This window comes from Bradyrhizobium viridifuturi (genome assembly GCF_001238275.1).
Lineage (GTDB): Bacteria > Pseudomonadota > Alphaproteobacteria > Rhizobiales > Xanthobacteraceae > Bradyrhizobium > Bradyrhizobium viridifuturi.
Genome location: NZ_LGTB01000004.1, coordinates 60,453 through 84,132 on the forward strand (window position 1 = coordinate 60,453; position 23,680 = coordinate 84,132).

Annotated in this window: 18 protein-coding genes and 3 pseudogenes; 19 read left to right on the forward strand and 2 right to left on the reverse strand. The window is 64.2% G+C overall.

Translation table 11 applies throughout. The annotated features are described in order from the left end of the window. The first annotated feature begins 91 nt into the window (after positions 1-91). From ALC15_RS05310 to ALC15_RS05340, 7 genes and pseudogenes are all read left to right on the forward strand, one after another. Positions 92-2,341: a TonB-dependent receptor gene (locus ALC15_RS05310; protein ID WP_244485934.1), complete on the forward strand. Its 2,250-nt coding sequence runs from the start codon at positions 92-94 to the stop codon at positions 2,339-2,341. 38 nt (positions 2,342-2,379) lie between these two features. Beyond that, positions 2,380-2,901 carry a copper chaperone PCu(A)C gene (locus ALC15_RS05315; protein ID WP_050626375.1) on the forward strand — a complete coding sequence of 174 codons (522 nt, stop codon included), beginning with the start codon at positions 2,380-2,382 and terminating at the stop codon, positions 2,899-2,901. A gap of 7 nt (positions 2,902-2,908) precedes the next feature. Continuing rightward, on the forward strand, positions 2,909-3,439 hold the full coding sequence (locus tag ALC15_RS05320) for a YcnI family copper-binding membrane protein (protein ID WP_050626376.1): 531 nt from the start codon (positions 2,909-2,911) through the stop codon (positions 3,437-3,439). A 3-nt stretch (positions 3,440-3,442) separates the two neighbouring features. Continuing rightward, on the forward strand, positions 3,443-5,044 hold the full coding sequence (locus tag ALC15_RS05325) for a copper resistance CopC/CopD family protein (RefSeq protein WP_347336272.1): 1,602 nt from the start codon (positions 3,443-3,445) through the stop codon (positions 5,042-5,044). 166 nt (positions 5,045-5,210) lie between these two features. Continuing rightward, a pseudogene (gene proS / locus ALC15_RS05330) lies at positions 5,211-6,529 on the forward strand (proline--tRNA ligase). 71 nt (positions 6,530-6,600) lie between these two features. After that, positions 6,601-7,881: a lipoprotein-releasing ABC transporter permease subunit gene (locus tag ALC15_RS05335; protein ID WP_021079195.1), complete on the forward strand. Its 1,281-nt coding sequence runs from the start codon at positions 6,601-6,603 to the stop codon at positions 7,879-7,881. A gap of 9 nt (positions 7,882-7,890) precedes the next feature. Continuing rightward, the gene (locus tag ALC15_RS05340) at positions 7,891-8,589 is read left to right on the forward strand and encodes an ABC transporter ATP-binding protein (protein ID WP_050423854.1); all 699 of its coding nucleotides are present in this window, start codon (positions 7,891-7,893) and stop codon (positions 8,587-8,589) included. Between the two features lie 108 nt (positions 8,590-8,697). Here ALC15_RS05340 and ALC15_RS05345 read toward each other — a convergent pair whose 3' ends face one another. Together ALC15_RS05345 and ALC15_RS05350 are read right to left on the reverse strand one after the other, a co-directional pair. After that, positions 8,698-8,979 (reverse strand): DUF3551 domain-containing protein, encoded by a 282-nt coding sequence (locus ALC15_RS05345; protein WP_050626377.1) that lies wholly within the window; start codon positions 8,977-8,979, stop codon positions 8,698-8,700. 109 nt (positions 8,980-9,088) lie between these two features. Beyond that, positions 9,089-9,391, reverse strand: coding sequence for a DUF3551 domain-containing protein (locus tag ALC15_RS05350; protein ID WP_244485935.1), 303 nt, complete (start codon positions 9,389-9,391; stop codon positions 9,089-9,091). A 293-nt stretch (positions 9,392-9,684) separates the two neighbouring features. On the opposite strand from ALC15_RS05350, the pseudogene ALC15_RS05355 reads away from it, so the two are divergent. The 12 genes and pseudogenes from ALC15_RS05355 (at position 9,685) to rseP (ending at position 23,549) form a co-directional block, all read left to right on the forward strand. After that, positions 9,685-10,417 (forward strand): annotated as a pseudogene (locus ALC15_RS05355) (outer membrane protein). A 314-nt stretch (positions 10,418-10,731) separates the two neighbouring features. Continuing rightward, positions 10,732-11,113: pseudogene (locus ALC15_RS41470) on the forward strand (hypothetical protein); the annotation flags it as partial. Between the two features lie 479 nt (positions 11,114-11,592). Beyond that, positions 11,593-15,117 (forward strand): DNA polymerase III subunit alpha, encoded by a 3,525-nt coding sequence (gene dnaE, locus ALC15_RS05365; RefSeq protein ID WP_050626380.1) that lies wholly within the window; start codon positions 11,593-11,595, stop codon positions 15,115-15,117. 126 nt (positions 15,118-15,243) lie between these two features. After that, positions 15,244-15,750 carry a DUF2846 domain-containing protein gene (locus tag ALC15_RS05370; RefSeq protein WP_244485936.1) on the forward strand — a complete coding sequence of 169 codons (507 nt, stop codon included), beginning with the start codon at positions 15,244-15,246 and terminating at the stop codon, positions 15,748-15,750. Positions 15,751-16,006: 256 nt separating this feature from the next. Continuing rightward, positions 16,007-16,999 (forward strand): 30S ribosomal protein S2, encoded by a 993-nt coding sequence (locus tag ALC15_RS05375; RefSeq protein ID WP_021079203.1) that lies wholly within the window; start codon positions 16,007-16,009, stop codon positions 16,997-16,999. Between the two features lie 127 nt (positions 17,000-17,126). Beyond that, entirely contained in the window at positions 17,127-18,050 is a 924-nt protein-coding gene (gene tsf, locus ALC15_RS05380) for a translation elongation factor Ts (protein WP_050626382.1), read from the forward strand. A 70-nt stretch (positions 18,051-18,120) separates the two neighbouring features. Then, positions 18,121-18,837 (forward strand): UMP kinase, encoded by a 717-nt coding sequence (gene pyrH, locus ALC15_RS05385; protein ID WP_021079205.1) that lies wholly within the window; start codon positions 18,121-18,123, stop codon positions 18,835-18,837. A 73-nt stretch (positions 18,838-18,910) separates the two neighbouring features. Next, a complete protein-coding gene (gene frr, locus ALC15_RS05390; protein ID WP_024583513.1) occupies positions 18,911-19,474 on the forward strand; it encodes a ribosome recycling factor in 564 nt (187 codons plus the stop codon). Positions 19,475-19,493: 19 nt separating this feature from the next. Beyond that, a complete protein-coding gene (locus ALC15_RS05395) occupies positions 19,494-20,252 on the forward strand; it encodes an isoprenyl transferase (protein WP_050626383.1) in 759 nt (252 codons plus the stop codon). After that, positions 20,249-21,121 (forward strand): phosphatidate cytidylyltransferase, encoded by an 873-nt coding sequence (locus tag ALC15_RS05400; protein WP_050626384.1) that lies wholly within the window; start codon positions 20,249-20,251, stop codon positions 21,119-21,121. The genes ALC15_RS05395 and ALC15_RS05400 overlap by 4 nt, the downstream gene beginning before the upstream one ends. A gap of 4 nt (positions 21,122-21,125) precedes the next feature. Continuing rightward, positions 21,126-22,352, forward strand: coding sequence for a 1-deoxy-D-xylulose-5-phosphate reductoisomerase (gene dxr / locus ALC15_RS05405; protein ID WP_050626385.1), 1,227 nt, complete (start codon positions 21,126-21,128; stop codon positions 22,350-22,352). A gap of 45 nt (positions 22,353-22,397) precedes the next feature. After that, on the forward strand, positions 22,398-23,549 hold the full coding sequence (gene rseP / locus ALC15_RS05410; RefSeq protein WP_050626386.1) for an RIP metalloprotease RseP: 1,152 nt from the start codon (positions 22,398-22,400) through the stop codon (positions 23,547-23,549). The last annotated feature ends 131 nt before the right edge of the window (positions 23,550-23,680 follow it).

Sequence of the window (23,680 nt, forward strand, 5' to 3'; positions counted from 1 at the left end):
GCCGGCTGCGCGCAAGCCGGCCAATCGCCCTGCCGTCGCCGTCCGGCATCGGACTGCGCCGGCGGCTGCGGCCGCAGTGAACCGACCGGTCGTGGCCAGCACCGCCGGGGCGGGCGCCAATGCCTCGCTCGGGACGCCGCCCGCCGTGGCCCGATTCCAGCTGCCGCAGAGGTCGTTCAGCATCACCTCCGGGCAGATCGACGAGACCGTCAACCTCAAGGACCCCGAGGACGCGGTCAAATACATGCCGAGCCTGTTCGTGCGGAAGCGCAACGACGGCGACAACATGGCGGTGCTGGCGACCAGGAGCTGGGGCGTCAATTCGAGCGCGCGCTCGCTGATCTATTACGACGACCTGTTGGTGTCGGCGCTGATCGGCAACAACAACACCAGCGCCTCGCCGAAGTGGAACCTGATCTCGCCGGAGGCGATCGGCCGGATCGACTATCTGAACGGCCCGTTCGCGGCGGCCTATCCCGGCAACTCGATCGGCGGCGTGTTGCTGATCTCGTCGAAAATGCCCGACAGGCCGTTTGCGGTGGCCAAGGAGACGGTCTCGGTGATGCCGTGGAGCCAGTACGGCACCAAGGACACTTATGTCACCAGTCAGACCAGCGCGGCCGCGGGCAATCGCGACGGCAAGCTGTCGTGGCTGGTGAGCGCCAACTATCTCGACAGCTTTCAGCAGCCGCTGACCTACACGACGAGCGCGACGATCCCGGCGGGAACAGCCGGCGCGTTTCCGGCGCTCAACAAGCAGGGCGTGCCGGCCAATGTCATCGGCACCGGCGTCCTGGCGCATTCGCAACAGACGTCGGCCAACCTGCGCCTTGCCTACGATGTGTCTCCGCTGGTGCAGGCGACCTATTCGCTCGGCATCTGGAACAACCATCAGGTCTCCGATCCCCAGACCTATCTGCGATCCATCGCGACGGGCGCGCCGACCTTCGCCAACAATTCGGGCTTCGCCACCGGCAAGTACGTCTGGGACCAGACGCATCTGAGCAACGCGGTCGCGCTGAAGAGCGACACCAAGGGCGTCTACGACTTCGATCTGTCGGCCTCGAGCTACAACTACCTGCAGGACACCCAGCTCAATCCGTTCACCGTCGCGCCAACAGGCGTCGGCTTCTCGCCGAACGGCAAGATCACGAGGATGGACGGCACCAACTGGCAGAATGCGGATGCCAAGGGAATCTGGCGGCCGTTCGGCTATGACGGGCCGCATGAGATCAGCTTCGGCATTCACGGCGATCGCTACCGGCTGGAAAATCCGGTCTACGCCTCGTCGATCTGGAGCGCGACATCGTCGACCGGCACCGGCGCGCTCTATTCGACGGGCGTCGGCGAAACCCGGACCGGTGCGCTGTGGCTGCAGGATGCCTGGAAGATCAACCCGAGCCTGAAGCTGACGCTGGGCGGGCGGCTGGAGAGCTGGCAGGCGCTCGACGGGTTCAACCTCAACACCACGACGAATGCCGCCGGCGGGATCACGTCGACCGCGGCGGTCAACCAGCCCGGGCTGAGCTCGACCAACTTCTCTCCGAAGGCTTCGCTTTCGTTCGACCCGAACAAGGATTGGAACATCACGGCGAATTTCGGCGAGGCCTATCGCTATCCGACGGTGACCGAGCTCTATCAGAACATCACGATCGGCGGCGTAGCGACTTTCGCCAATCCGTTCCTCAAGCCGGAGCAGGACTTCACCGGCGAATTGAACATCGAGCGCAAGTGGACCGACGGGCGGGTCCGCCTGACGCTGTTTTCCGAGCGAGCCAACAATGCGATCATCTCGCAGACCAATCTCGTGACCAATCCGGTCTCGGGGGCGCAGACGCCGACCACCGTCGTCAGCAATGTCGACGCAATCCGGATGCAGGGCGTCGAGCTGTCGGCCGAAAAGGACAACGTCTTCGTGACCGGCCTGCAACTGTTCGGCAGCGTCACCTATGTCGATTCCAAGATCCTCGCCGACGCGAGCTGGGCCGGCGTCAATCCGCTGACCAACCTGCCGACCACCGTGGTGGGCAAGCGCGTTCCCTATGTGCCGGATTGGCGCGCCAAGATCGGCATGACCTACCGGCCGAACGAAAGCTGGGCCTACACCGTTGCAGCGCGCTACAGCGGCAAGCAGTATTCGACCCTCGACAACACCGACATCGTCTCCCACGTCTATGGCGCGTTCGACAATTTCTTCGTCGTCGACATGAAGATCCATTACAACGCGACGGCAAACTTCGCGTTCGATTTCGGCATCGATAACATCTTCAACGAGCAGTACTTCCTGTTCCATCCCTTCCCGGGCAGGACGTTCATCCTGGCCGGCAAATACACCTTCTGAGCTGGCGGGCCGTCGGCAACAACACAAGGAGATTCAACATGAGAAAAACACTGGCTGGGCTTGCTGCAATCTTCGCATTCACCCTGATCGCGCCTGCCGCGGCCGAGGACGTCAAGGCCGGCGACCTCGTGATCACGCAGGCGTGGACGCGCGCGACGCCGAACGGTGCCAAGATCGGCGGCGGCTATCTCACGATCGAGAACAAGGGGACGACGCCTGACCGGCTGATCTCCGGCTCGGGCGACGTCGCGGGCAAGCTCGAAGTGCACGAGATGTCGATGGACAATGGCGTGATGAAGATGCGTGCGCTCGACAAGGGACTGACCATCGAGCCCGGCAAGACGGTGAAGCTCGCACCCGGCGGATATCACCTGATGATGTTCGACCTGAAGCACCCGTTGAAGCAGGGCGACAAGGTTCCGGTCACGCTCGAATTCGAGAAGGCCGGCAAGGTCTCGGTCTCGCTTGACGTGCAGGCCGTCGGTGCCCAGGCGCCGACCGCCGGCGATCACTCCGGCCATGGCGACCATTCCGGTCACATGGACATGAAGAAGATGTGAGGGCGTCATGCGATCACACACGCTCCTCATTGCAACGGTGGCGCTGCTCGCAGCGTCGCCGGCGATCGCGCATATCACGCTTGAAGGAAAGCAGGCGCCGGTCGGCTCGTACTATAAGGCGGTATTCGCCGTGCCGCACGGCTGCGCAGGATCGGCGACGATCAAGATCCGCGTGCAGATTCCGGAAGGCGTGATCGGGGTGAAGCCGATGCCGAAGCCCGGTTGGACGCTCGATACGGTCACCGGCAAATACGCCGCCGAATACGACTATCACGGCGCAAAACTTTCCGAGGGCGTCAAGGAAGTTGCCTGGAGCGGTGGTAAGCTCGCCGACAAGAACTACGACGAGTTCGTGATGCAGACGTTTCTCACCGATACGCTGAAGCCGAACACCGTGCTCTACTTCCCGGTCGTGCAGGAATGCGAGCAGGGTGTCAGTCGCTGGATCGACATCCCGGCAGAGGGGCAGGGCGGCGGCGGGCACGACCATGGCAGCAAGACGCCGGCGCCCGGCGTCAAGCTGCTGCCGAAGCCGTAAGCCGTGCGGCTGCTCGCAGGGCATGTTGTCGCGAGCCTCGCTGCGCAGCTCCCGGCGCTGTTCTTGGCGCTTTTCCTGGCGCTGTGTCTTGCGACCACGGCCCATGCCCATGCCGTCCTGATCGGCGCCGAGCCGGCGGACGGCAGTGTGGTGACGGAAGCACCAAAGACGGTGGTGCTCCGCTTCAACGAAGCGGTGGCGCCGACGGCGGTCAGCCTGCTCGACGCTACGGGCAAGCCGCGCGATGTCGCGATCCGCGCTGTCGATGAATCGGTGGTGGTGACGCTGCCGGCCGGCCTGCCGCAGGGCACGCAGGTGGTCAGCTATCGCGTGGTGTCGCAGGACGGCCACCCGGTCGCGGGCTCGCTCTTGTTCTCGATCGGCGTCGTCACCGGCTCGGCGGCGCCGTCTGGCGACGGCCTGCTCCATGCGCTGATCTGGCTGGCGCGGCTCGCGCTCTATCTCGGGCTGTTTGCCGGCGTCGGCGGCGTGTTCTTTGCCGCCTGGATCGGGCACGGCCCGGCCGGCGAACGGCTGATCATGTGGTCGCTGAGGATCGGCCTCGTTGGCGCGATCGCCTCACTCGGCTTGCAGGGCGTCGACCTGCTGAACCTGCCGATCACGGGCCTCCTGACATGGGCGGCGTGGGCCAGCGCCGCCGGCACCAGCCTGTTTCCGGCCCTGCTGCTCGCGATCGCCGCAATGCTGATCGCGGCGATTGCCTGGCGAAGCCCTTCGTTCGGCGCGGCCTTTATCCGCACCGCGGTCGCAATGATCTGCGTCGGGCTGTCGTTTGCGGTCAGTGGCCATGCCGCCACCGCGTCTCCGCAATGGCTGACGCGAACCGCGCTGTTCATCCATGGCGTCGGCCTGGCATTCTGGATGGGCGCACTCGCGCCGCTGGCGGTGCTTGCCTGGCAGCGCAAGGACTCGCTGCTGCGGGTGCTCCGGCGCTTTTCCATGCTGGCGGTGCCGGTCGTCGCGTTGATCGCGCTGTCGGGCCTCGCGCTTGCCGTCATCCAGCTCGAAAGTCTTGGCGCGTTGATCGACACTGAGTACGGCAACGTGCTGGTCGCAAAGCTGGTGCTTGTCGCGGTCCTGCTGGGGCTCGCTGCGCTGAATCGGTTGGTGTTCACGCCGGCGATCGAGCGGGAGTTTCATCGGACACGGCCGCTGCAACGCTCGATCGCGCTCGAGTTCGTGCTCATGATCGCCATTCTCGGCCTCGTCGCGCTGTGGCGCTTCACGCCGCCGCCCCGCGTGCTGGCAATGTCGGACGATGTTCCGCTCGCCGTCCACATCCACACCGATGCAGCGATGTTCCAGGTGCTGATCGCGCCGGGCAAGATCGGGCAGAACGATTTCGTGCTGCAGTTGATGAATGGCGACGCCAGCCCGTTTGCGGCCAAGGAGGCGACGCTGACGCTGAGTTTGCCGGATCGCGGCATCGAGCCGTTGGAACGCAGCGCCGCACTCGGCCCAGACGGCTATTGGCACGTGAAGAAGGTGCCGTTGCCGGTCCCGGGCCGCTGGCACATGCAGATCGACGCCCTGGTGACCGATTTCAAGAAAGTGACGCTGGAAGACGATTTCGAGGTCAGGTAAACGCTCGATCCGTGCGCCGGACACCTCGGCGGGACGCAATTCGCTGCAAGGGCCGAAATTCGCCTGATTTGAAGGGTTCTTGACCTGAAGCGGCCTTGTGTTTTCACATCCGATCCGGTTTCACTGCAGCTCTCTTCCGAAGCATCACTGATTCCCGAGTAACGCCATGCGATTGTCGCGGTTTTTCCTGCCCATCCTCAAAGAAAACCCGAAAGAGGCGGAGATCGTCTCGCACCGGCTGATGCTGCGCGCGGGCATGATGCGGCAGGAGGCCGCCGGCATCTATGCCTGGCTGCCGCTCGGCTTCCGGGTGCTGAAGAAGATCGAGCAGATCGTTCGCGAGGAGCAGGACCGCGCCGGTGCGCTCGAACTGCTGATGCCGACGCTGCAGCTTGCCGATCTGTGGCGTGAGAGCGGCCGCTACGACGCCTATGGCCCGGAGATGCTGCGCATCCTCGATCGCCACAAGCGCGAGCTGCTGTACGGACCGACCAACGAGGAAATGATCACGGAGATCTTCCGCTCCTACGTCAAGTCCTACAAGAGCCTGCCGCTCAACCTCTATCACATCCAGTGGAAGTTCCGCGACGAGCAGCGTCCGCGCTTCGGCGTGATGCGCGGCCGCGAATTCCTGATGAAGGACGCCTATTCGTTCGACCTCGACGAGGCCGGCGCACGGCGCTCCTACAACAAGATGTTCGTGGCTTACTTGCGCACCTTTGCACGGATGGGCCTGAAGGCGATCCCGATGCGGGCCGAGACCGGCCCGATCGGCGGCGACCTCAGCCACGAGTTCATCGTGCTGGCGGAGACCGGCGAGTCCGGCGTCTTCATCAACCGCGATGTGCTGGACCTGCCGGTGCCCGGTGAGGACGTCGATTATGACGGCGATCTCACGCCGATCATCAAGCAGTGGACCTCGGTCTATGCCGCGACCGAAGACGTTCACGAGGCTGCGCGCTTCGAACAGGAAGTGCCCGAGGCAAAGCGGCTCAACACCCGCGGCATCGAGGTCGGCCAGATCTTCTATTTCGGCACCAAATATTCCGACACCATGAAGGCGATGGTGGCCGGTCCCGATGGCGTCGACGTGCCGATCCATGGCGGCTCTTACGGTGTCGGCGTGTCGCGTCTGGTCGGCGCGATCATCGAGGCCTGCCACGACGACGCCGGTATCAAATGGCCCGAGGCGGTCGCGCCGTTCCGCGCCGCGATCCTCAACCTCAAGCAGGGCGATGCCGCGGTCGATGGCGCCTGCGAGCAGCTCTATCGCGAACTCGCGGCAAAGGGCGTCGACGTGCTCTACGACGACACCGATCAGCGCGCCGGTGCCAAGTTCGCCGCGGCGATCTGATCGGCATCCCCTGGCAGATTCTCGTCGGGCCGAAGGGGCTTGCGGAGGGCAAGGTCGAGGTGAAGCGCCGCAGCGACGGTTCACGCGAGAACTTGAGCCCGGCCGACGTGGTCGCGAAGCTCGCGGGTTAAAGTTTATTCACGCCGCGTGTTCGGCGGGGTAATCCGGCCACATTTGGCCCGAATCATGGGATTATCGAGAGATGGATGAGACCATGAGCGAGCCAGTCCGTACCCCGCCTTTTGCGCCATTCGAATGGCTGCTGTCCGGACGCTATCTGCGCGCGCGCCGCAAGGAAGGGTTCATTTCGGTCATTGCCGGCTTTTCGTTCCTCGGCATCATGCTCGGCGTTGCCACGCTGATCGTGGTGATGGCCGTCATGAACGGCTTCCGCAAGGAATTGCTCGACAAGATCCTTGGCCTCAACGGCCACCTTCTGGTGCAGCCGCTGGAATCGCCGCTGACCGACTGGAAAGACGTCGCCGACCGTATCAGCCAGGTTCAGGGCATCCGGCTGGCCGCGCCGGTCGTGGATGGGCAGGGGCTCGGATCGTCGCCGTTCAACGCCGCCGGCGTCTTCATCCGCGGCATCCGCGCCGACGATCTCAACAACCTCACCTCGATCGCCAAGAACATCAAGCAGGGCACGCTCGAGGGTTTTGACGAGGGGCAGGGGGTCGCGATCGGCCGCCGGCTCGCCGACCAGCTCTCGCTGCATGCCGGCGACATGATCACGCTGGTCTCGCCGAAGGGCGCGGTGACGCCGATGGGCACCACGCCGCGCATCAAGCCGTACAAGATCACCGCGGTATTCGAGATCGGCATGTCGGAATACGACTCGACCTTCGTGTTCATGCCGCTCGCCGAAGCGCAGGCCTATTTCAACCGCAACAACGACGTGTCCTCGATCGAGGTGTTCACCACCAATCCGGACAAGATCGACACCTACCGCAAGCTGGTGACGGAGGCGGCCGGTCGGCCGGTCTTCCTGGTCGACTGGCGGCAGCGCAATTCGACGTTCTTCAACGCGCTGCAGGTCGAACGCAACGTGATGTTCCTGATCTTGACCATGATCGTGCTGGTCGCGGCGCTCAACATCGTCTCCGGATTGATCATGCTGGTGAAGGACAAGGGCCAGGACATCGCGATCCTGCGCACCATGGGCGCCTCGCAAGGCTCGATCATGCGGATATTCCTGATCACCGGCGCCTCGATCGGCGTGGTCGGCACGCTGACCGGCTTTGCGGTCGGCATGCTGATCTGCCTGAACATCGAATCGATCAGGCAGTTCCTTTCATGGCTCACCAACACCGAGCTGTTCTCGCCCGAACTGTACTTCCTCTCAAAGCTTCCGGCTGAGGTCGATTTCGGCGAGACGCTCGCCGTCGTGATCATGGCGTTGACGCTATCTTTCCTTGCGACGCTCTACCCGTCGTGGCGCGCCGCGCGCCTCGACCCGGTCGAAGCGCTCCGGTACGAATAAGGAGCCCACATGGCGGAGGGGGCGGAAGACGTACCGGTCGTCTATCTTCATGATATCAAGCGGGAATACAGGCAGGGCGAGGCGACGCTGACGGTTCTGAACGGCGCCAAGCTGGCGCTGTGGCCTGGTCAGTCGGTGGCGCTGGTGGCGCCGTCGGGATCCGGCAAGTCGACGCTGCTGCACATTGCGGGCCTGCTCGAGAGCCCCGATGACGGCGAGGTCTATGTCGCGGGTACGCCGACCTCGCAGATGTCCGACGTCGACCGCACGCAGATTCGCCGCTCCGATATCGGCTTCGTCTATCAGTCGCACCGGCTGCTGCCGGAGTTCTCGGCGCTCGAGAACGTGATGCTGCCGCAGATGATTCGTGGCCTGAAGCGCTCCGAAACCGTGAAGCGGGCGACCGAGATCCTCGCTTATCTCGGGCTTGGCGACCGCATCACGCATCGTCCGGCCGAGCTCTCGGGCGGCGAACAGCAGCGCGTGGCGATCGCGCGCGCGGTCGCCAACGCACCGCGGGTGCTGTTTGCGGACGAGCCGACCGGGAATCTGGATCCGGCAACCGCCGATCACGTCTTCAACGCGCTGATGCAATTGGTGAAGGCGACCCGGGTCGCGATGCTGATCGCGACCCACAACATGGAGCTCGCCGCGCGGATGGATCGCCGGGTCTCGCTGTCGAACGGACAGGTCGTCGAGCTCGAATAAGCCGTCTTCACGTGAGGTGGCTAGCGACTTGCGTGAAGAATTCGCGTCAAGGCAATGAATTCAAAGATTTTTTCGTCCCGTTTAATCGAGGCGGGAAGGCTCTCGTCCTCAATATCCGGAGCGCCGCGCGCGGCCAGGTTCGCGCGGGCGGCTGCCGCTCGGCGGCCCGGCATAATAGGGGTTGTTGATGCACATCGCGGCAAGGCCGGACGCCGATGCCTGGCACTGCGCCAGCGAGGTGTAGCCGCAGTCGGTATCCTCACCGCCCCATCGGTAGTTGGTTTTGCAGACCGGCGAGGTCGTGTCGTACTTCTGGGCGTTAGCTGGTGCGCTGGCGACGGTACCCAAAGCCAAAAGTGCCGGGAATAGCGCCGGAATCAGGCTGCGCATCGGAATCTCCAATCAATCAGGCGTCAGCGACGCTCACCGCGCACATGCACGAATAGGCACCGGCATTGTTGATGCATCAACTCACATTGCCGCGCTGATCTCGGCCGCATCAGCGGTCAGTGAAGAACAGATCGAAGAAATTGCCCTCGCGACGATCGCGTGGCGGGATGTGCAGATAGGAGCGCGGGTCGCTGTCGCCGGCATAATAGGGATTCGCGATACAGTTCTGCCCGATGCCCGAGGCCGTGGCCAGGCACGCTTCATAGGACGGGTAGGAGCAGTTGCTCAGGCCGGGATAGCGGTCGCCTTGGATACAGAACGGGTAGCGCACACCGACCGCATGCGCAGGCGCGGTGCCGAGGGTTGCGAATGCGACCACAGACGCCGCAGCAGCCAGAATCATCGTCCGCATGTGCATTTCCTTCGCTGCGCAGATTCGATTTCGGCGACGATCCAAATCGGACAAGCCGGTTCCGGTCAACACGATCTTGCGCGCTGCTGCGCATGCAGATTTGAATTGTGAAATTTCTGCGGCGGCTATGTGGCAAAAGTTCCAAGAAGTGCCTGTAATATAGTATTAACTTCAAATTTGAGCGAAGTCGTTTGACCCTGCCTGTTGCAGCGAAGTTACAGCAATTCCGTCGTGGGCTGCTATGACGGTGTCTCGCGGCCTTGGGGGCCTGTAGAAAAGTTGGAACGGGAAAAATGAAGAAGATTTTGCTTGTCACCGCCAGCATGATTGCGCTCAGCGCGACGGCTGCTTCCGCGGCTGACCTCGCGGCTCGCCCTTACACCAAGGCTCCGCCGCCCATGGTTGCCGCTGTTTATGATTGGACCGGCTTCTACATCGGTATCAACGGTGGTTGGGGCCAGAGCCACGACAACCGTTCGGTCGATGGTGTCGGCGGCGTCGGCAGCTACGATGCCAACGGCGGCACCGTCGGTGGCCAGATCGGCTACCGCTGGCAGACCGGCGGCTGGGTCTGGGGTCTGGAAGCTCAGGGCAACTGGGCTGACTTCTCCGGCAGCACCGGCAACCTGCTCGTCCCGGGCGGCACCGTTCGCTCGAAGACGGACGCGTTCGGCCTGTTCACCGGTCAGATCGCTACGCCTGGAACAACGTCCTGCTGTACGCCAAGGGCGGTGCTGCGGTCACCGATCGCAACTACGAGTTCCTGGCACCGGGCGGCGCCCTGGCGTCCTCGACCGGCTACGACACCCGTTGGAGCCCGACGGTCGGCGTTGGCCTCGAATTCGCCTTCTCGCAGGCTGGTCGCTCGGCGTGGAATACAACCACATCTTCGAAGACACCCACGGCGCGACCTTCGTCACCCCGGCTGGTGTTGCCGTTGCTGGCTTCCACACCGGTGGCGACACCGACATGGTCCTCGGCCGTCTGAACTACAAGTTCGGTGGCCCGATCATCGCCAAGTACTGATACTGATCGCTCGCTTGATCCAAGCGGCATCGAAAACCCCGGGCTTCGGCCCGGGGTTTTTTGTTGGCTGGGTGGAATCGCCAGGATAACCGCAGGCTGTGCGGATGAGTGACCTCACCGGAAGTGCATCTGCGCCAACCCGACGCGGCAGATTGGGACAAACGAAAAAAGCCTCACCCGCTGCTTCCAACGGATGAGGCTCCCAAGCAAAGGCATGCTTTTCGCTGAGTTGAGAACTCAGCGCGTTGCGACGCTTAACTGCGCTGACTTACACGGACCTGACGCGGGGAGCTTTTTGTTTCTGAATTTGTCGGAGACAAGCGAACGCCTTCTCAAAGAAGGTCGAGAACCACGCCGCAGCGATTGCGCTGCACACGATGTACTACAATTTCATGCGCATCCATCAGACGCTCAAGGTTACGCCCGCGATGGCCGCTGGCGTGACTGACAAACTGTGGGAGATGGAAGACCTGGTTGTGATGCTTGAGCAATGGGACTGGCGAACTTCACTCCCGAGTACCAGTTCGTTGTCCGTCAATATGCCATCCGGCAAGGGACACTCCGTCAGTGTCTTGTGGCGCGGCGGCGAAGTGGACAGCATCTCTGGCTTCGACAGCGAGCATGACGCGCTGGAGTGGATCAAAGAGATTCACAGGGTGGTTGCTGGAAAATAAGAACAGAATGGCCGCCAACTGAGGCGGGTTCTAAGAGAACCCGTGGAGTGGGTGACAGCTCCCGCCATGATTAACCAAGCGAATCGTTTCGGGGGCCGTCTTCAAACTGACCCAGTGCACCTTGCTTGACTCCGGGAACAAAAAAGGAACAATGTTCTGCATACGTTCCAGTTCAGGGAGAGCGGCCATGTTGAAGATTTTCGTACAGGAAGCTGCAGCGCTGGCATCGATCACGCTGTTCGTCGGGATGATCGCGGTTTGGGCCCAGCTGATCACCCAGTTCTAAAGATGTGCCCGCAGGGTCAGGGACATAGCTCGCCCCTGGTCACCCCGCTCATGCCCGCCTGGGGAAAAGCGGGAGGAGCTGCCACCACGCCGCGTTCGGCGTGGACTTGGCAGGGGGAAGGCTCCACGATGGGGACTGCGAGTCGGGTCTGACGCTTCCGAGTTCCGGCCCTGGCGCTCGCTCCATCCCTGTCGCAAGAGATTCCCCGAGCAGCCATGCCGAATGCCGGATTCGTTCATCTTCACGTTCATTCCGCCTATTCGCTGCTGAAGGGCTCGATCAAGATCGCCAAGCTCGGCGAACTCGCGAAGGCCGACCGCCAGCCGGCGCTGGCGCTCACCGATACCGACAACATGTTCGGGGCGCTGGAATTCTCCGACAAGATGGCCGGCTACGGCATCCAGCCGATCGTCGGCTGTGAGGTTGCGGTGGATTTCGGCGACGTCGATCCGAACACGCGGAGCATCCTGGCAACGACGGGTCCTACGCGAATCGTGCTGCTGGCGGCACGCGATCGCGGCTACCAGAACCTGATGCGGTTGAACTCGCGGGCGTTCCTTGAAACCCCCGTCAACCAGACCCCGCACGTCAAGTTCGACTGGCTCACCGACAACGCAGAAGACCTGATCGCGCTGACCGGCGGCCCCGACGGGCCGATCGCGCTGGCGCTGCGTGCCGAGCAGGCGGCGCTCGCGACCACCCGCTGCGAGCGCCTGGCCAGCCTGTTCGGCGACCGCCTCTACATCGAATTGCAACGCCACGGCATCGACAAGGAGCGTCGCACCGAGGGTGGCCTGATCGATCTCGCCTATGCGAAGGGCCTGCCGCTGGTCGCGACCAACGAGCCGTATTTCGCCAGCAGTGACGACTACGAATCGCATGACGCGCTGCTGTGCATCGCCGGCGGCCATCTGATCGCCGAGACCAACCGCGAGCAATTGACCCCGGATCACCGCTTCAAGACCCGCGCCGAAATGGCGGTGCTGTTCGCCGATATTCCGGAGGCGCTGGCCTCGACGGTGGAGATCGCCGAGCGCTGCTCGTTCCGGCCGAAGACCCGCAAGCCGATCCTGCCGTTCTTCACCGTCGGTGGTGCGGCGAGCGCCGATGCCGCCGCCGACGAAGCCGCCGAGCTGAAGCGGCAGGCCGAGGAGGGGCTCGCCAACCGCCTGCGGGTGCACGGTCTCTCGCCGGGCATGACGGAGGAGGACTACAGCAAGCGATTGGCGTTCGAGCTCGACGTCATCACCCGCATGAAATACGCGGGCTACTTCCTGATCGTGTCCGACTTCATCAAATGGGCGAAGGCGCAGGGCATTCCGGTCGGACCGGGCCGCGGCTCCGGCGCGGGCTCGCTGGTCGCCTGGGTGCTGACCATCACCGACCTCGATCCGATGCGCTTCGCGCTGCTGTTCGAGCGCTTCCTCAATCCGGAACGCGTCTCGATGCCGGACTTCGACATCGACTTCTGCCAGGACCGCCGCGGCGAGGTGATCCAGTACGTCCAGGAGCGCTACGGCCGCGACCAGGTGGCGCAGATCATCACCTTCGGTACGTTGCAGGCGCGCGGCGTGCTGCGCGACGTCGGGCGCGTGCTGCAGATGCCGTACGGGCAGGTCGACAAGCTGACCAAGCTGGTGCCGCAGAATCCCGCAGCTCCCGTGACGCTGGCGCAGGCGATCGAGGGCGAGCCCAAGCTGCAGGCGTTCCGCGACGAGGATCCGGTGGTGGCGCGCGCCTTCGACATCGCGCAGCGCCTCGAAGGTCTGACGCGTCACGCCTCGACCCACGCCGCGGGTATCGTGATCGGCGACCGGCCGCTGAGCGAGCTGGTGCCGATGTATCGCGATCCGAAATCCGACATGCCGGTCACCCAGTTCAACATGAAATGGGTCGAGCCGGCGGGCCTTGTGAAGTTCGACTTCCTCGGCCTGAAGACGCTGACGGTGCTCGACGTCGCGGTCAAGCTGCTGAAGCAGCGCGACGTCCATGTCGACCTCGCGACGCTGCCGATCGACGATGCGGCGAGCTACCAGATGCTGGCGCGGGGCGATGTGGTCGGCGTGTTCCAGGTGGAAAGCCAGGGCATGCGGCGCGCGCTGATCGACATGCGGCCGGACCGTTTCGAGGACATCATCGCGCTGGTGGCGCTGTATCGCCCGGGCCCGATGGCGAACATCCCGACCTATTGCGCGCGCAAGCACGGCGACGAGGAATCGGAATATCTGCATCCGATCCTGGAGCCGATCCTGAAGGAGACCTTCGGCGTCATCATCTACCAGGAACAGGTGATGCAGATCGCGCAGCAGATGGCCGGCTATTCGCTAGGTCAGGCCGACCTGCTGCGCCGCGCGATGGGCAAGAAGATCCGCGCCGAGATGGACAAGCAGCGCGACATCTTCGTCGCCGGCGCGATGAAGAACGGCGTGGGCAAGGGCCAGGCCGAGACGATCTTCGAGCTGCTCGCCAAATTCGCCGACTACGGCTTCAACAAGAGCCACGCGGCGGCCTATGCGCTGGTGTCGTACCACACCGCCTACATGAAGGCGCATTACGCGGTCGAGTTCATTGCGGCGTCGATGACGCTCGAACTCAACAACACCGACAAGCTCTCGGAATTTCGTTCCGAGGCGCAGCGGCTCGGCATCAAGGTCGAGGCGCCCAACATCAACCGCTCTGGTGCGACCTTCGAGGTCAGCGGCAACACGATCTATTACGCACTCGCCGCGCTGAAGGGCGTCGGCATCCAGGCCGTCGAGCAGATCATCGAGGAGCGCAACAAGAAGGGCGCCTTCACCTCGCTCGCCGATTTCGCGGCGCGGGTCAGCCCGCGCGCGGTCAACAAGAGGATCATCGAAAGCCTCGCGGCGGCCGGTGCCTTCGACACGCTCGACCCGAACCGGGCTCGCGTCTTTGCCGGCGCCGATTCAATCCTCGCCGCCTGCCAGCGCAGCCACGAGGCGGCCACGTCGGGCCAGAACGATATGTTCGGCAGCGCGCCGGACGCGCCCAGCATCATGCTGCCGCAGGTCGAGCCGTGGCTGCCGGCGGACCGGCTGCGGCGCGAATATGATGCGATCGGCTTCTTCCTGTCCGGTCATCCGCTCGACGACTACGCGACCGCGCTGAAGCGGCTGCGCGTGCAGTCCTGGGCGGAATTCTCGCGTGCGGTGAAGACCGGCGCCACCGCGGGCAAGGTCGCGGCAACCGTGGTGTCGCGCATGGAGCGGCGCACCAAGACCGGCAACAAGATGGGTATCATGGGCCTGTCGGATCCGACCGGCCATTTCGAGGCGGTGCTGTTCTCCGAGGGCCTCGCGCAGTACCGCGATGTGCTGGAGCCGGGCGCGGCTGTGCTGCTGCAACTCGGCGCCGAGCTGCAGGGCGAGGACGTGCGGGCGCGGGTGCTGCACGCCGAGCCGCTGGACCATGCCGCGGCCAAGACGCAAAAGGGCCTGCGCATCTTCGTGCGTGACACCAAGCCGTTGGAGTCGATCGCGCGCCGGCTCAACATGCCGGAGGCCGCGCCGGGTAGCGCTGCAAAGCCGACGCCGGCGGTCAAGCCCGCGCCGGCAGCTGCGCCGCCGGCGGGTGCAGCCGACGGTGACGTCTCGCTGGTGATGATGCTGGACCTCGAAACCGAGGTGGAGATGAAGCTGCCCGGCCGCTACAAGGTTTCGCCGCAGATTGCCGGCGCGATCAAGGCCGTCGCCGGCGTCGTCGACGTGCAGACGCTGTAGCGGCGATCTGCAGCCGTGGAAAGCGGCCAGCGCGATCCGGCGCGGCCTTGCAACCACACCGTGTTTTTCCTTATGGTCGCCCCGCTGGGAATCGTTGGGGGCGGGATGATTGGGCGTGGAGCGGCCGTGCTGGCCGGTGCTTTGTTGTTGTCGGGCTGCGTGAGTGATGGCGTTGGGGCCGATTATGCGGCGGTCTCGCAGAGGTTCGGGCCGCCGAAGCCGGGGCATTCCCGCATCGTCGTTCTGCAGGAGAAGCGCAAGGGACTGAGCATGGCGATTTGCGCCTGCGACGTGAAGCTCGACGGCGAGCCGATCGGCAAGGTGATCGTCGGCAGCTATGCGTTCGCCGACCGGCCCGCTGGCCGGCATCAGCTGATCGCAAGCGAGCTGATGTTTCCGGGCGATACCACGCACAGCTTCGCGACCGAGGCCGGCCGCACCTACTTCTTCCTGATCCGGTCGAGCGAACGGCACGATTCGGTGGCCGGGGTGTCCATGGTGGGGGGATTGGTCGGTGGGTTTGTCGCATCCGCCGCGACCGCGAACGCCGCGAATCCGGGGCCGGCCGATTTTTTCGCATTGGACGAGGCGGCCGCGCGCACGACGCTGGCCGACCTACAGTTGGTCCAGTAGGCGATCCCGCGGCGGTCGCAGGCGAGGGAATACCGGTCAGATCGGGGTATTCTGGGCCAAAATGGGCCAATTGCGCGCTCGGAGCGGCCAAAGCGGCGGCGAAAAGGGCCGTATTTCCTTGCTTCTGGCGCAAATCAGGCTATATAGCGCGCCATCTCACACGGAAACATGGCTCAAAAGGCCGTCCGGTGGCAGCCGGGCCATAAGGCTCGTCTGCTCACACGTTTCCGGAGGAACCAACCGGAGAATTATCACTATGTCGCTACCCGATTTTTCTATGCGTCAGTTGCTTGAAGCTGGTGTTCACTTTGGCCACCAGGCCCACCGCTGGAATCCGAAGATGCAGGATTACATCTTCGGCGCCCGCAACAACATCCACATCATCGACCTCGCGCAGACCGTGCCGATGCTGCACCGTGCCCTGCAGGCGGTCAGCGATACCGTCGCCAAGGGCGGCCGCATCCTGTTCGTCGGCACCAAGCGCTCGGCGCAGGACGGCGTTGCCGATGCGGCCAAGCGTTCGGCCCAGTACTTCGTCAACTCGCGCTGGCTCGGCGGCACGCTGACCAACTGGAAGACGATCTCGGCCTCGATCAAGCGCCTGCGCCATCTCGACGACGTGCTGTCGTCGGGCGAAGCCAACTCCTACACCAAGAAGGAGCGGCTGACGCTGCAGCGCGAGCGCGACAAGCTCGACCGTTCGCTCGGCGGCATCAAGGACATGGGCGGTCTTCCCGACATGATCTTCGTGATCGACACCAACAAGGAAGACATCGCGATCCAGGAAGCCCAGCGGCTCAACATCCCGGTCGCCGCGATCGTCGACACCAATTCGGACCCGAAGGGCATCACCTATGTGGTGCCGGGCAATGACGACGCCGGCCGCGCGATCTCGCTGTATTGCGATCTCGTGGCGCGCGCCGCCATCGACGGCATCTCGCGCGCCCAGGGCGATTCCGGAATCGACATCGGTGCGTCGGCCGCTCCGATCCAGGAAGACCTTCCGGCGGCGGCGCCGTCCGGCTTCCAGGGCCTCGCTGGTCCGCGCGGCACCGCCGACAACCTCAAGAAGCTCACCGGCGTGTCCGGTGCGATCGAGAAGAAGCTCAACGACCTCGGCATCTTCCACTACTGGCAGCTCGCCGAGCTCGATCACGACACCGCGCACAAGATCGGCGAAGAAGTCGGTCTGCCGAGCCGTGCCGACGCCTGGGTTGCCCAGGCCAAGACGCTCGCCGAAGCGGAATAACAGTTACGCGGCGTGGCCGGGGTCTGCCCGGCCGCCGCTTCTATTCCACGAACAACGATTTTCCTGTCGCTGACAGCGGCGCCATCGGGCGCCGCGGTTTCTGTACAGGCAAGAAGGACATGGAACGATGGCAACGATCTCTGCAGCGATGGTCAAGGAACTCCGCGAGTCGACCGGCGCGGGCATGATGGATTGCAAGGCGGCGCTGACCGAGACCGACGGCGACATGACGGCGGCGCAGGATTGGCTGCGCAAGAAGGGCCTCTCCAAGGCCGCGAAGAAGGCCGGCCGCGTCGCAGCCGAGGGCCTGATCGGCGCGCTGACCGCCGGCACCAAGGGCGTGCTGGTCGAGGTCAATTCGGAGACCGACTTCGTCGCGCGCAATGAGCAGTTCCAGGGCCTGGTCAAGATGATCGCCCAGGTCGCGCTGAAGCACGGCTCCGACGTCGAGGCCATCAAGGCCGCCAAGGTTGGCGAGTTCACCGTGGAGCGGGCGATCTCGGACGCGATCGCGACCATCGGCGAGAACATGTCGCTGCGCCGCGCGGCTTCGCTCGAGGTGAGCAAGGGCGTGGTGTCGAGCTATGTCCACAACGCCGTCATCGAGGGCGCCGGCAAGATCGGCGTGATCGTGGCGCTGGAGTCCACGGGCAAGACCGACGAGCTCGCGGTGCTCGGCCGTCAGCTCGCCATGCATGTCGCTGCGGCCAAGCCGCTGGCGCTCGATCCGGCCGGGCTCGATCCGGAGACCGTCAAGCGCGAGAAGGACGTACTGGCCGACAAGTACCGCCAGCAGGGCAAGCCGGAGAACGTCATCGAGAAGATCGTCGATTCCGGCCTGAAGACCTACTACAAGGAGGTCTGCCTGCTCGATCAGGCCTTCATCCACGACAGCGGCAAGTCGGTTGCCCAGGCGGTGAAGGAAGCTGAGGGTAAGGTCGGCGGGCCGATCAAAATCGCTGGCTTTGTGAACTATGCTCTCGGTGAGGGAATCGAGAAGCAGGAAAGCGACTTCGCCGCCGAAGTCGCGGCCGCCAGCGGCAAGAAGTAACCGCTGACACCAGGCGTCCGGCGCTTTGCGCCGGAGGCCGGCCTGCGCGGGATAAGAAAGCGATCGCATCATGGCTGAGCCGATCTATCGTCGCGTGGTGATCAAGCTGTCCGGCGAATATCTGGCCGGCTCCCACGGGTTCGGTATCGACCAACCGACGGTCGATCGCGTCGCCGACGACCTGATCGCGGCCCGCAAGCTCGGCATCGAGGTCGCCGTCGTGATCGGCGGCGGCAACATCGTCCGCGGCGTCGAGGTGTCCTCGCGCGGCGTGTCGCGGCCGACCGGCGACACCATGGGCATGCTTGCGACCATGATGAACTGCCTCGCCCTGGAGGCGGCGATCGAGCGCAAGGGGACTCCGGCGCGCACCTTGTCGGCCTTCGTGATGCCGGAGATTTCCGAGCTGTTCACCCGTAGTGCGACGCACAAATATCTCGCCGAGGGACGCATCGTCCTGCTCGGCGGTGGAACCGGCAATCCGTTCTTCACCACCGATACCACCGCCGTGCTGCGCGCGGCCGAGATCGGCGCGCAAGCGGTGCTGAAAGCCACCAATGTCGACGGCGTCTACAACGCCGATCCGAAGAAGGACCCAAAAGCCAAGCGGTTCGACCGCCTGACCCATTCGCAGGCGATCGAGGGCGGCTACAAGGTCATGGACGCGACTGCTTTCGCGCTTGCCCGCGAGACGTCGCTGCCTATCATCGTGTTCTCGATCGCGGAGCCCGGTTCGATCGGTGCGATTCTGCGCGGGTCCGGACACGGCACGGTCGTCGCCGGCTGATTGCCACGCCTCCGGGTCCAGATTTTGGACCCGAGGGCGTCGACAGCCGGTTTCTAGTGAAAGGGAGAACGTCATGGCCGCACCAGGTTTTGACATCAACGACGTGAAGCGCCGCATGCAGGGCGCCACACAATCGCTCAAGCACGAGCTCGGCGGTCTGCGTACCGGCCGCGCTGCGGCCTCCATGCTGGAGCCGGTCCAGGTCGAGGCTTACGGCTCGCATATGCCGCTCAACCAGGTTGCGACCATCAGCGTGCCCGAGCCGCGCCTGCTCTCGGTGCAGGTCTGGGACAAGACGATGGTGAAGGCGGTCGAAAAGGCGATCGTCGATTCCAACCTCGGCCTGTCGCCGGCGACCGAAGGTCAGGTGTTGCGGCTGCGGATTCCGGAACTCAACGAGGAGCGCCGCAAGGAGCTCGTCAAGGTCGCGCACAAATACGCCGAAGCAGCCAAGGTCGCCGTGCGCCATGTGCGCCGCGACGGCCTCGACGTGATCAAGAAGCTCGAGAAGAATCACGAGATCTCCGAGGACGATCAGGAGCGCCTGTCGAACGAGGTGCAGAAGGCGACGGACGGCATGATCGTCGAAATCGACCAGCTGCTTGCCGCCAAGGAAAAGGAAATCCTGACGGTCTGAGACGGTACAGGAACAGCCGATGTCGAACGCCGCCGCCCCAGCAACTGACGGACCGGATCGCTCCGGCAGTCCGTTGCATGTGGCGATCATCATGGACGGCAACGGGCGCTGGGCCGCATCGCGCGGCCTGCCGCGCGTCGAGGGCCATCGCCGCGGCGTCGAGGCGCTGCGCCGCGTGGTGCGTGCGGCCCATGAGCTCGGCATCGTCTATCTCACGATCTTCTCGTTCAGCTCGGAAAACTGGTCGCGGCCGGCCAGCGAGATCGGTGATCTGTTCGGCCTGCTGCGCCGCTTCATCCGCAACGACCTGGCGACGCTGCATCGCGACGGGGTGCGGGTGCGCGTGATCGGCGAGCGCGACGGGCTCGATCCCGAAATCTGCGCGCTGCTCAACGAGGCCGAGGAGCTGACGAGGAACAACAACAAGCTCAACCTCGTTGTCGCATTCAACTACGGCTCGCGCGCGGAGATCGCCGCCGCGGCACGGCGCCTTGCGCGCGAGGTCGCCGACGGCAAGCGCGACGCCGACTCGATCGATGCCGACACGCTCGGGCAATATCTCGATGCGCCCGATATTCCGGACCCTGATCTGATCATCCGCACCAGCGGCGAGCAGCGTCTGTCGAACTTCCTGATGTGGCAGGCCGCCTATAGCGAGCTCGTGTTCGTGCCGATCCACTGGCCGGATTTTGACAAGGCGGCGCTCGAAGGCGCGATTGCGGAATATGGCAAGCGCGAGCGCCGGTTCGGCGGCCTCGCTGCGAAAACCGGCTCGTGACCGAGGGTGAAGCCGCGTCGGCGGCAGCAAGCGAGCAGCCGTCCACGGCAGCAAACGAGCAGGGGTCGCGCAACCTCGTGATGCGCGTGGTTGCGGCGCTGGTGCTGGCGCCGGTTGCGATCGCACTGGCCTATCTCGGCGGCGTCGCCTGGTCGCTGCTGGTGACGCTGGCGGCGATCGGATTGTTTGCGGAATGGCTTCTCGTCACCGGGTTCGGACGCGAGCTCCGCGTCGTGATGCCGGGCGCCGTCGCGCTGCTGCTTATCGGACTTTGCCTGATGGCCGGCCGCATCGATGCGGCCCTGGACATGCTCGCGGTCGGTGTGGTCGCCGTCGCGCTGACCTCGGGCGCGCGGCGCAGCTGGGCCATTGCGGGTTTGCTTTACGCAGCAGCGGCCGAGATCGCCTCGGTCGTGCTGCGGCTCGATCCGGTGAAGGGTTTCGCCGCGCTGATGTTCGTGTTGCTGGTGGTGTGGGTCACCGATATCGGCGGCTATTTCGCCGGCCGCAGCATCGGCGGGCCGAAGCTCTGGGTGCGGGTCAGCCCGAAGAAGACGTGGGCCGGCGCGGCCGGCGGCTTCGTTGCGAGCCTGCTGGTTGCGGCCTGCTTTGCCGCCTTCGAGATCGGCACGGCCGGGTCGCTGCTGATCCTCGGAGCCGTGTTGTCGGTGGTCTCGCAACTCGGCGATCTCTTCGAATCCGCGGTGAAGCGGCGGTTCGGGGTGAAGGATTCGAGCCACATCATCCCCGGCCATGGCGGCCTTCTGGACCGCCTGGACGGATTTGTCGCGGCCGTCATTGTGGCGGCGATTTTCGGCTTTCTCCGTGGTGGCGCCGATGGCGTCGGACGCGGTCTTATGGTTTGGTGATGAGATGAGCGCAGTTCCGTTGCGTAACAACAAGGCCGCGGCGGCATCGGCCGCACGGACCGTGACCGTCCTCGGTGCCACCGGCTCGATCGGCGACAGCACGATGGATCTGCTGCGTGGCGCGCGCGACCGTTACCAGGTCGAGGCGTTGACCGCGAACAGCAATGTCGAGGGTCTGGCCAAGCTCGCCAAGGAATTCGGTGCGCGGTTCGCCGCCATCGCCGATCCGGCGAAGCTTTCCGAGCTCAAGGCCGCGTTGGCTGGAACCCGGACCGAATGCGGGGCCGGGGAGAGCGCCATCATCGAGGCTGCTGCGCGGCCCGCGGATTGGGTGATGGCGGCGGTCAGCGGCGCTGCCGGGCTGAAGCCAGCGCTTGCCGCGGTCGATCGCGGCGCAACCGTCGCACTCGCCAACAAGGAATGCCTGGTCTGCGCCGGCGACATCTTCATGGAGCGGGCCAAGAAGGCCGGCGCCTGCATCCTGCCGGCGGACTCCGAGCACAATGCGCTGTTCCAGGCACTGGCTTCCGGTAACCGCGAGGAACTGACGCGGGTAATCATCACCGCATCCGGCGGGCCGTTCCGCACCTGGGCTCCTGCCGACATCGAGCAGGCGACGCTGGAACAGGCGCTGAAGCATCCGAACTGGAGCATGGGGCAGAAGATCACGATCGATTCCGCCTCGATGATGAACAAGGGCCTCGAGGTGATCGAGGCGTCGTATTTGTTCGCCCTGGCGCCTGACGAGATCGACGTGTTGGTGCACCCGCAGTCGATCATCCACGGCATGGTCGAATTCTCGGATCGCTCGGTGGTGGCCCAGCTCGGCACGCCCGACATGCGGATCCCGATCGCGCATTGCCTCGGCTGGCCTGACCGTGTCGTCGGCCCGTCAGCCAAGCTGGATCTCGCCAAGATCGGACAGCTCACGTTCGAGGCGCCGGATTTCGAGCGCTTCCCGGGACTGCGGCTGGCCTACGAGGCGCTGCGGATGGGGCGCGGCGCGACGACGGTCTACAATGCCGCGAACGAGATTGCGGTCGCCGCGTTTATCGCTGGCAAGATCAAGTTCGGTGCCATCGCCAGGCTGGTCGAGGCGACGATGAATGATTGGATCAGGTCGGGGAATCAGCCACCACTGCACTCGGCGGATGATGCGATTTCCGTTGACCATATCGCGCGAAATAAAGCTGCCGCCCTATTGCCTCAAATTGCCTTAAAGGCAACCTAGAGGGTTGGGGACGGAGCCTAATCGCTCTTGTCGAGGGGATTTCGGATGCCCGAGTATTTTCTTCATAGTATCAATGCGTTGAGCCATGGGCTGCTCGGCTACATCGTTCCGTTTCTCTTCGTCCTGACCATCGTCGTTTTCTTCCACGAGCTCGGCCATTTCCTGGTCGCGCGCTGGGCCGGCGTGAAGGTGCTGACCTTCTCGCTGGGCTTTGGGCCGGAGCTTGCCGGGTTCAACGACCGGCACGGCACGCGCTGGAAGATCTCGGCGATTCCGCTCGGCGGCTACGTCAAGTTCTTCGGTGACGACAGCGAGGCATCGACGCCGTCGACGGAGACGCTCAACGCCATGACGGCGGAAGAGCGCGAGGGCAGCTTCCACCATAAGTCCGTCGGCAAGCGCACTGCCATCGTCGCGGCCGGACCGGTCGCAAACTTCATTCTTGGCGCCCTGATTTTCGCGGGCATGGCGCTCTACTACGGCAAGCCGAGCACGATTGCCCGTGTTGACGGCCTGGTCGCCGAGAGCGTTGCCGCGAATGCTGGCTTCAAGGTCGGCGACGTCGTCGTGGATATCGACGGCAGCGCCATTCAGAGCTTCGCGGACATGCAGCGGATCGTAGCATCGAGCGCCGGTTCAGAGCTTGGATTCAAGGTGAAGCGGGATGGCGCGGTCGTCTCGCTCAAGGCGACGCCAGCGCTGAAGGAGGTCAAGGATCCCTTCGGCAATGCACACAAGATCGGCGTGCTCGGGATCGAGCACAAGGCTCAGGTCGGCGAAGCATCCAGCACGCCCGTCGGCGTCTTTGAGGCCATGAAGATCGGCGTCGAGCAGGTCTGGTACATTATCGCCAGCACGTTCAAGTTCCTGGGGTCGCTGTTCGTCGGAACCGGCAATCCGGCCGAGGTGAGCGGAGTCATTGGAATCGCGAAGCTTTCAGGTCAGGCCGCGAGCGCCGGGTTCCAGTTCGTGGTCAATCTTTGCGCCATCCTGTCGGTCTCGATCGGTCTGCTGAACCTGTTTCCGATCCCGCTTCTGGATGGCGGACACCTGCTTTTCTACAGCGCGGAGGCGCTCCGTGGACGGCCGCTTTCGGAGCGGACGCAGGAGGTGGGTTTCCGAATCGGTCTGGGTTTGGTTCTGATGTTGATGGTGTTTGCGACCTATAACGACATCCTCAGGATCGCTGGGTCCTGAAACGGGGCTTTTCTGTGACGTTGCCAATGGGCAACGTCTTGGAACGAAAATGGAAATGTTCAGCTCTAGTAAGTTTGCCCCCTTGGCAAATTTGGCTACAAGCTGAGCGGCAGGTTGGGAATCTGTCGGGT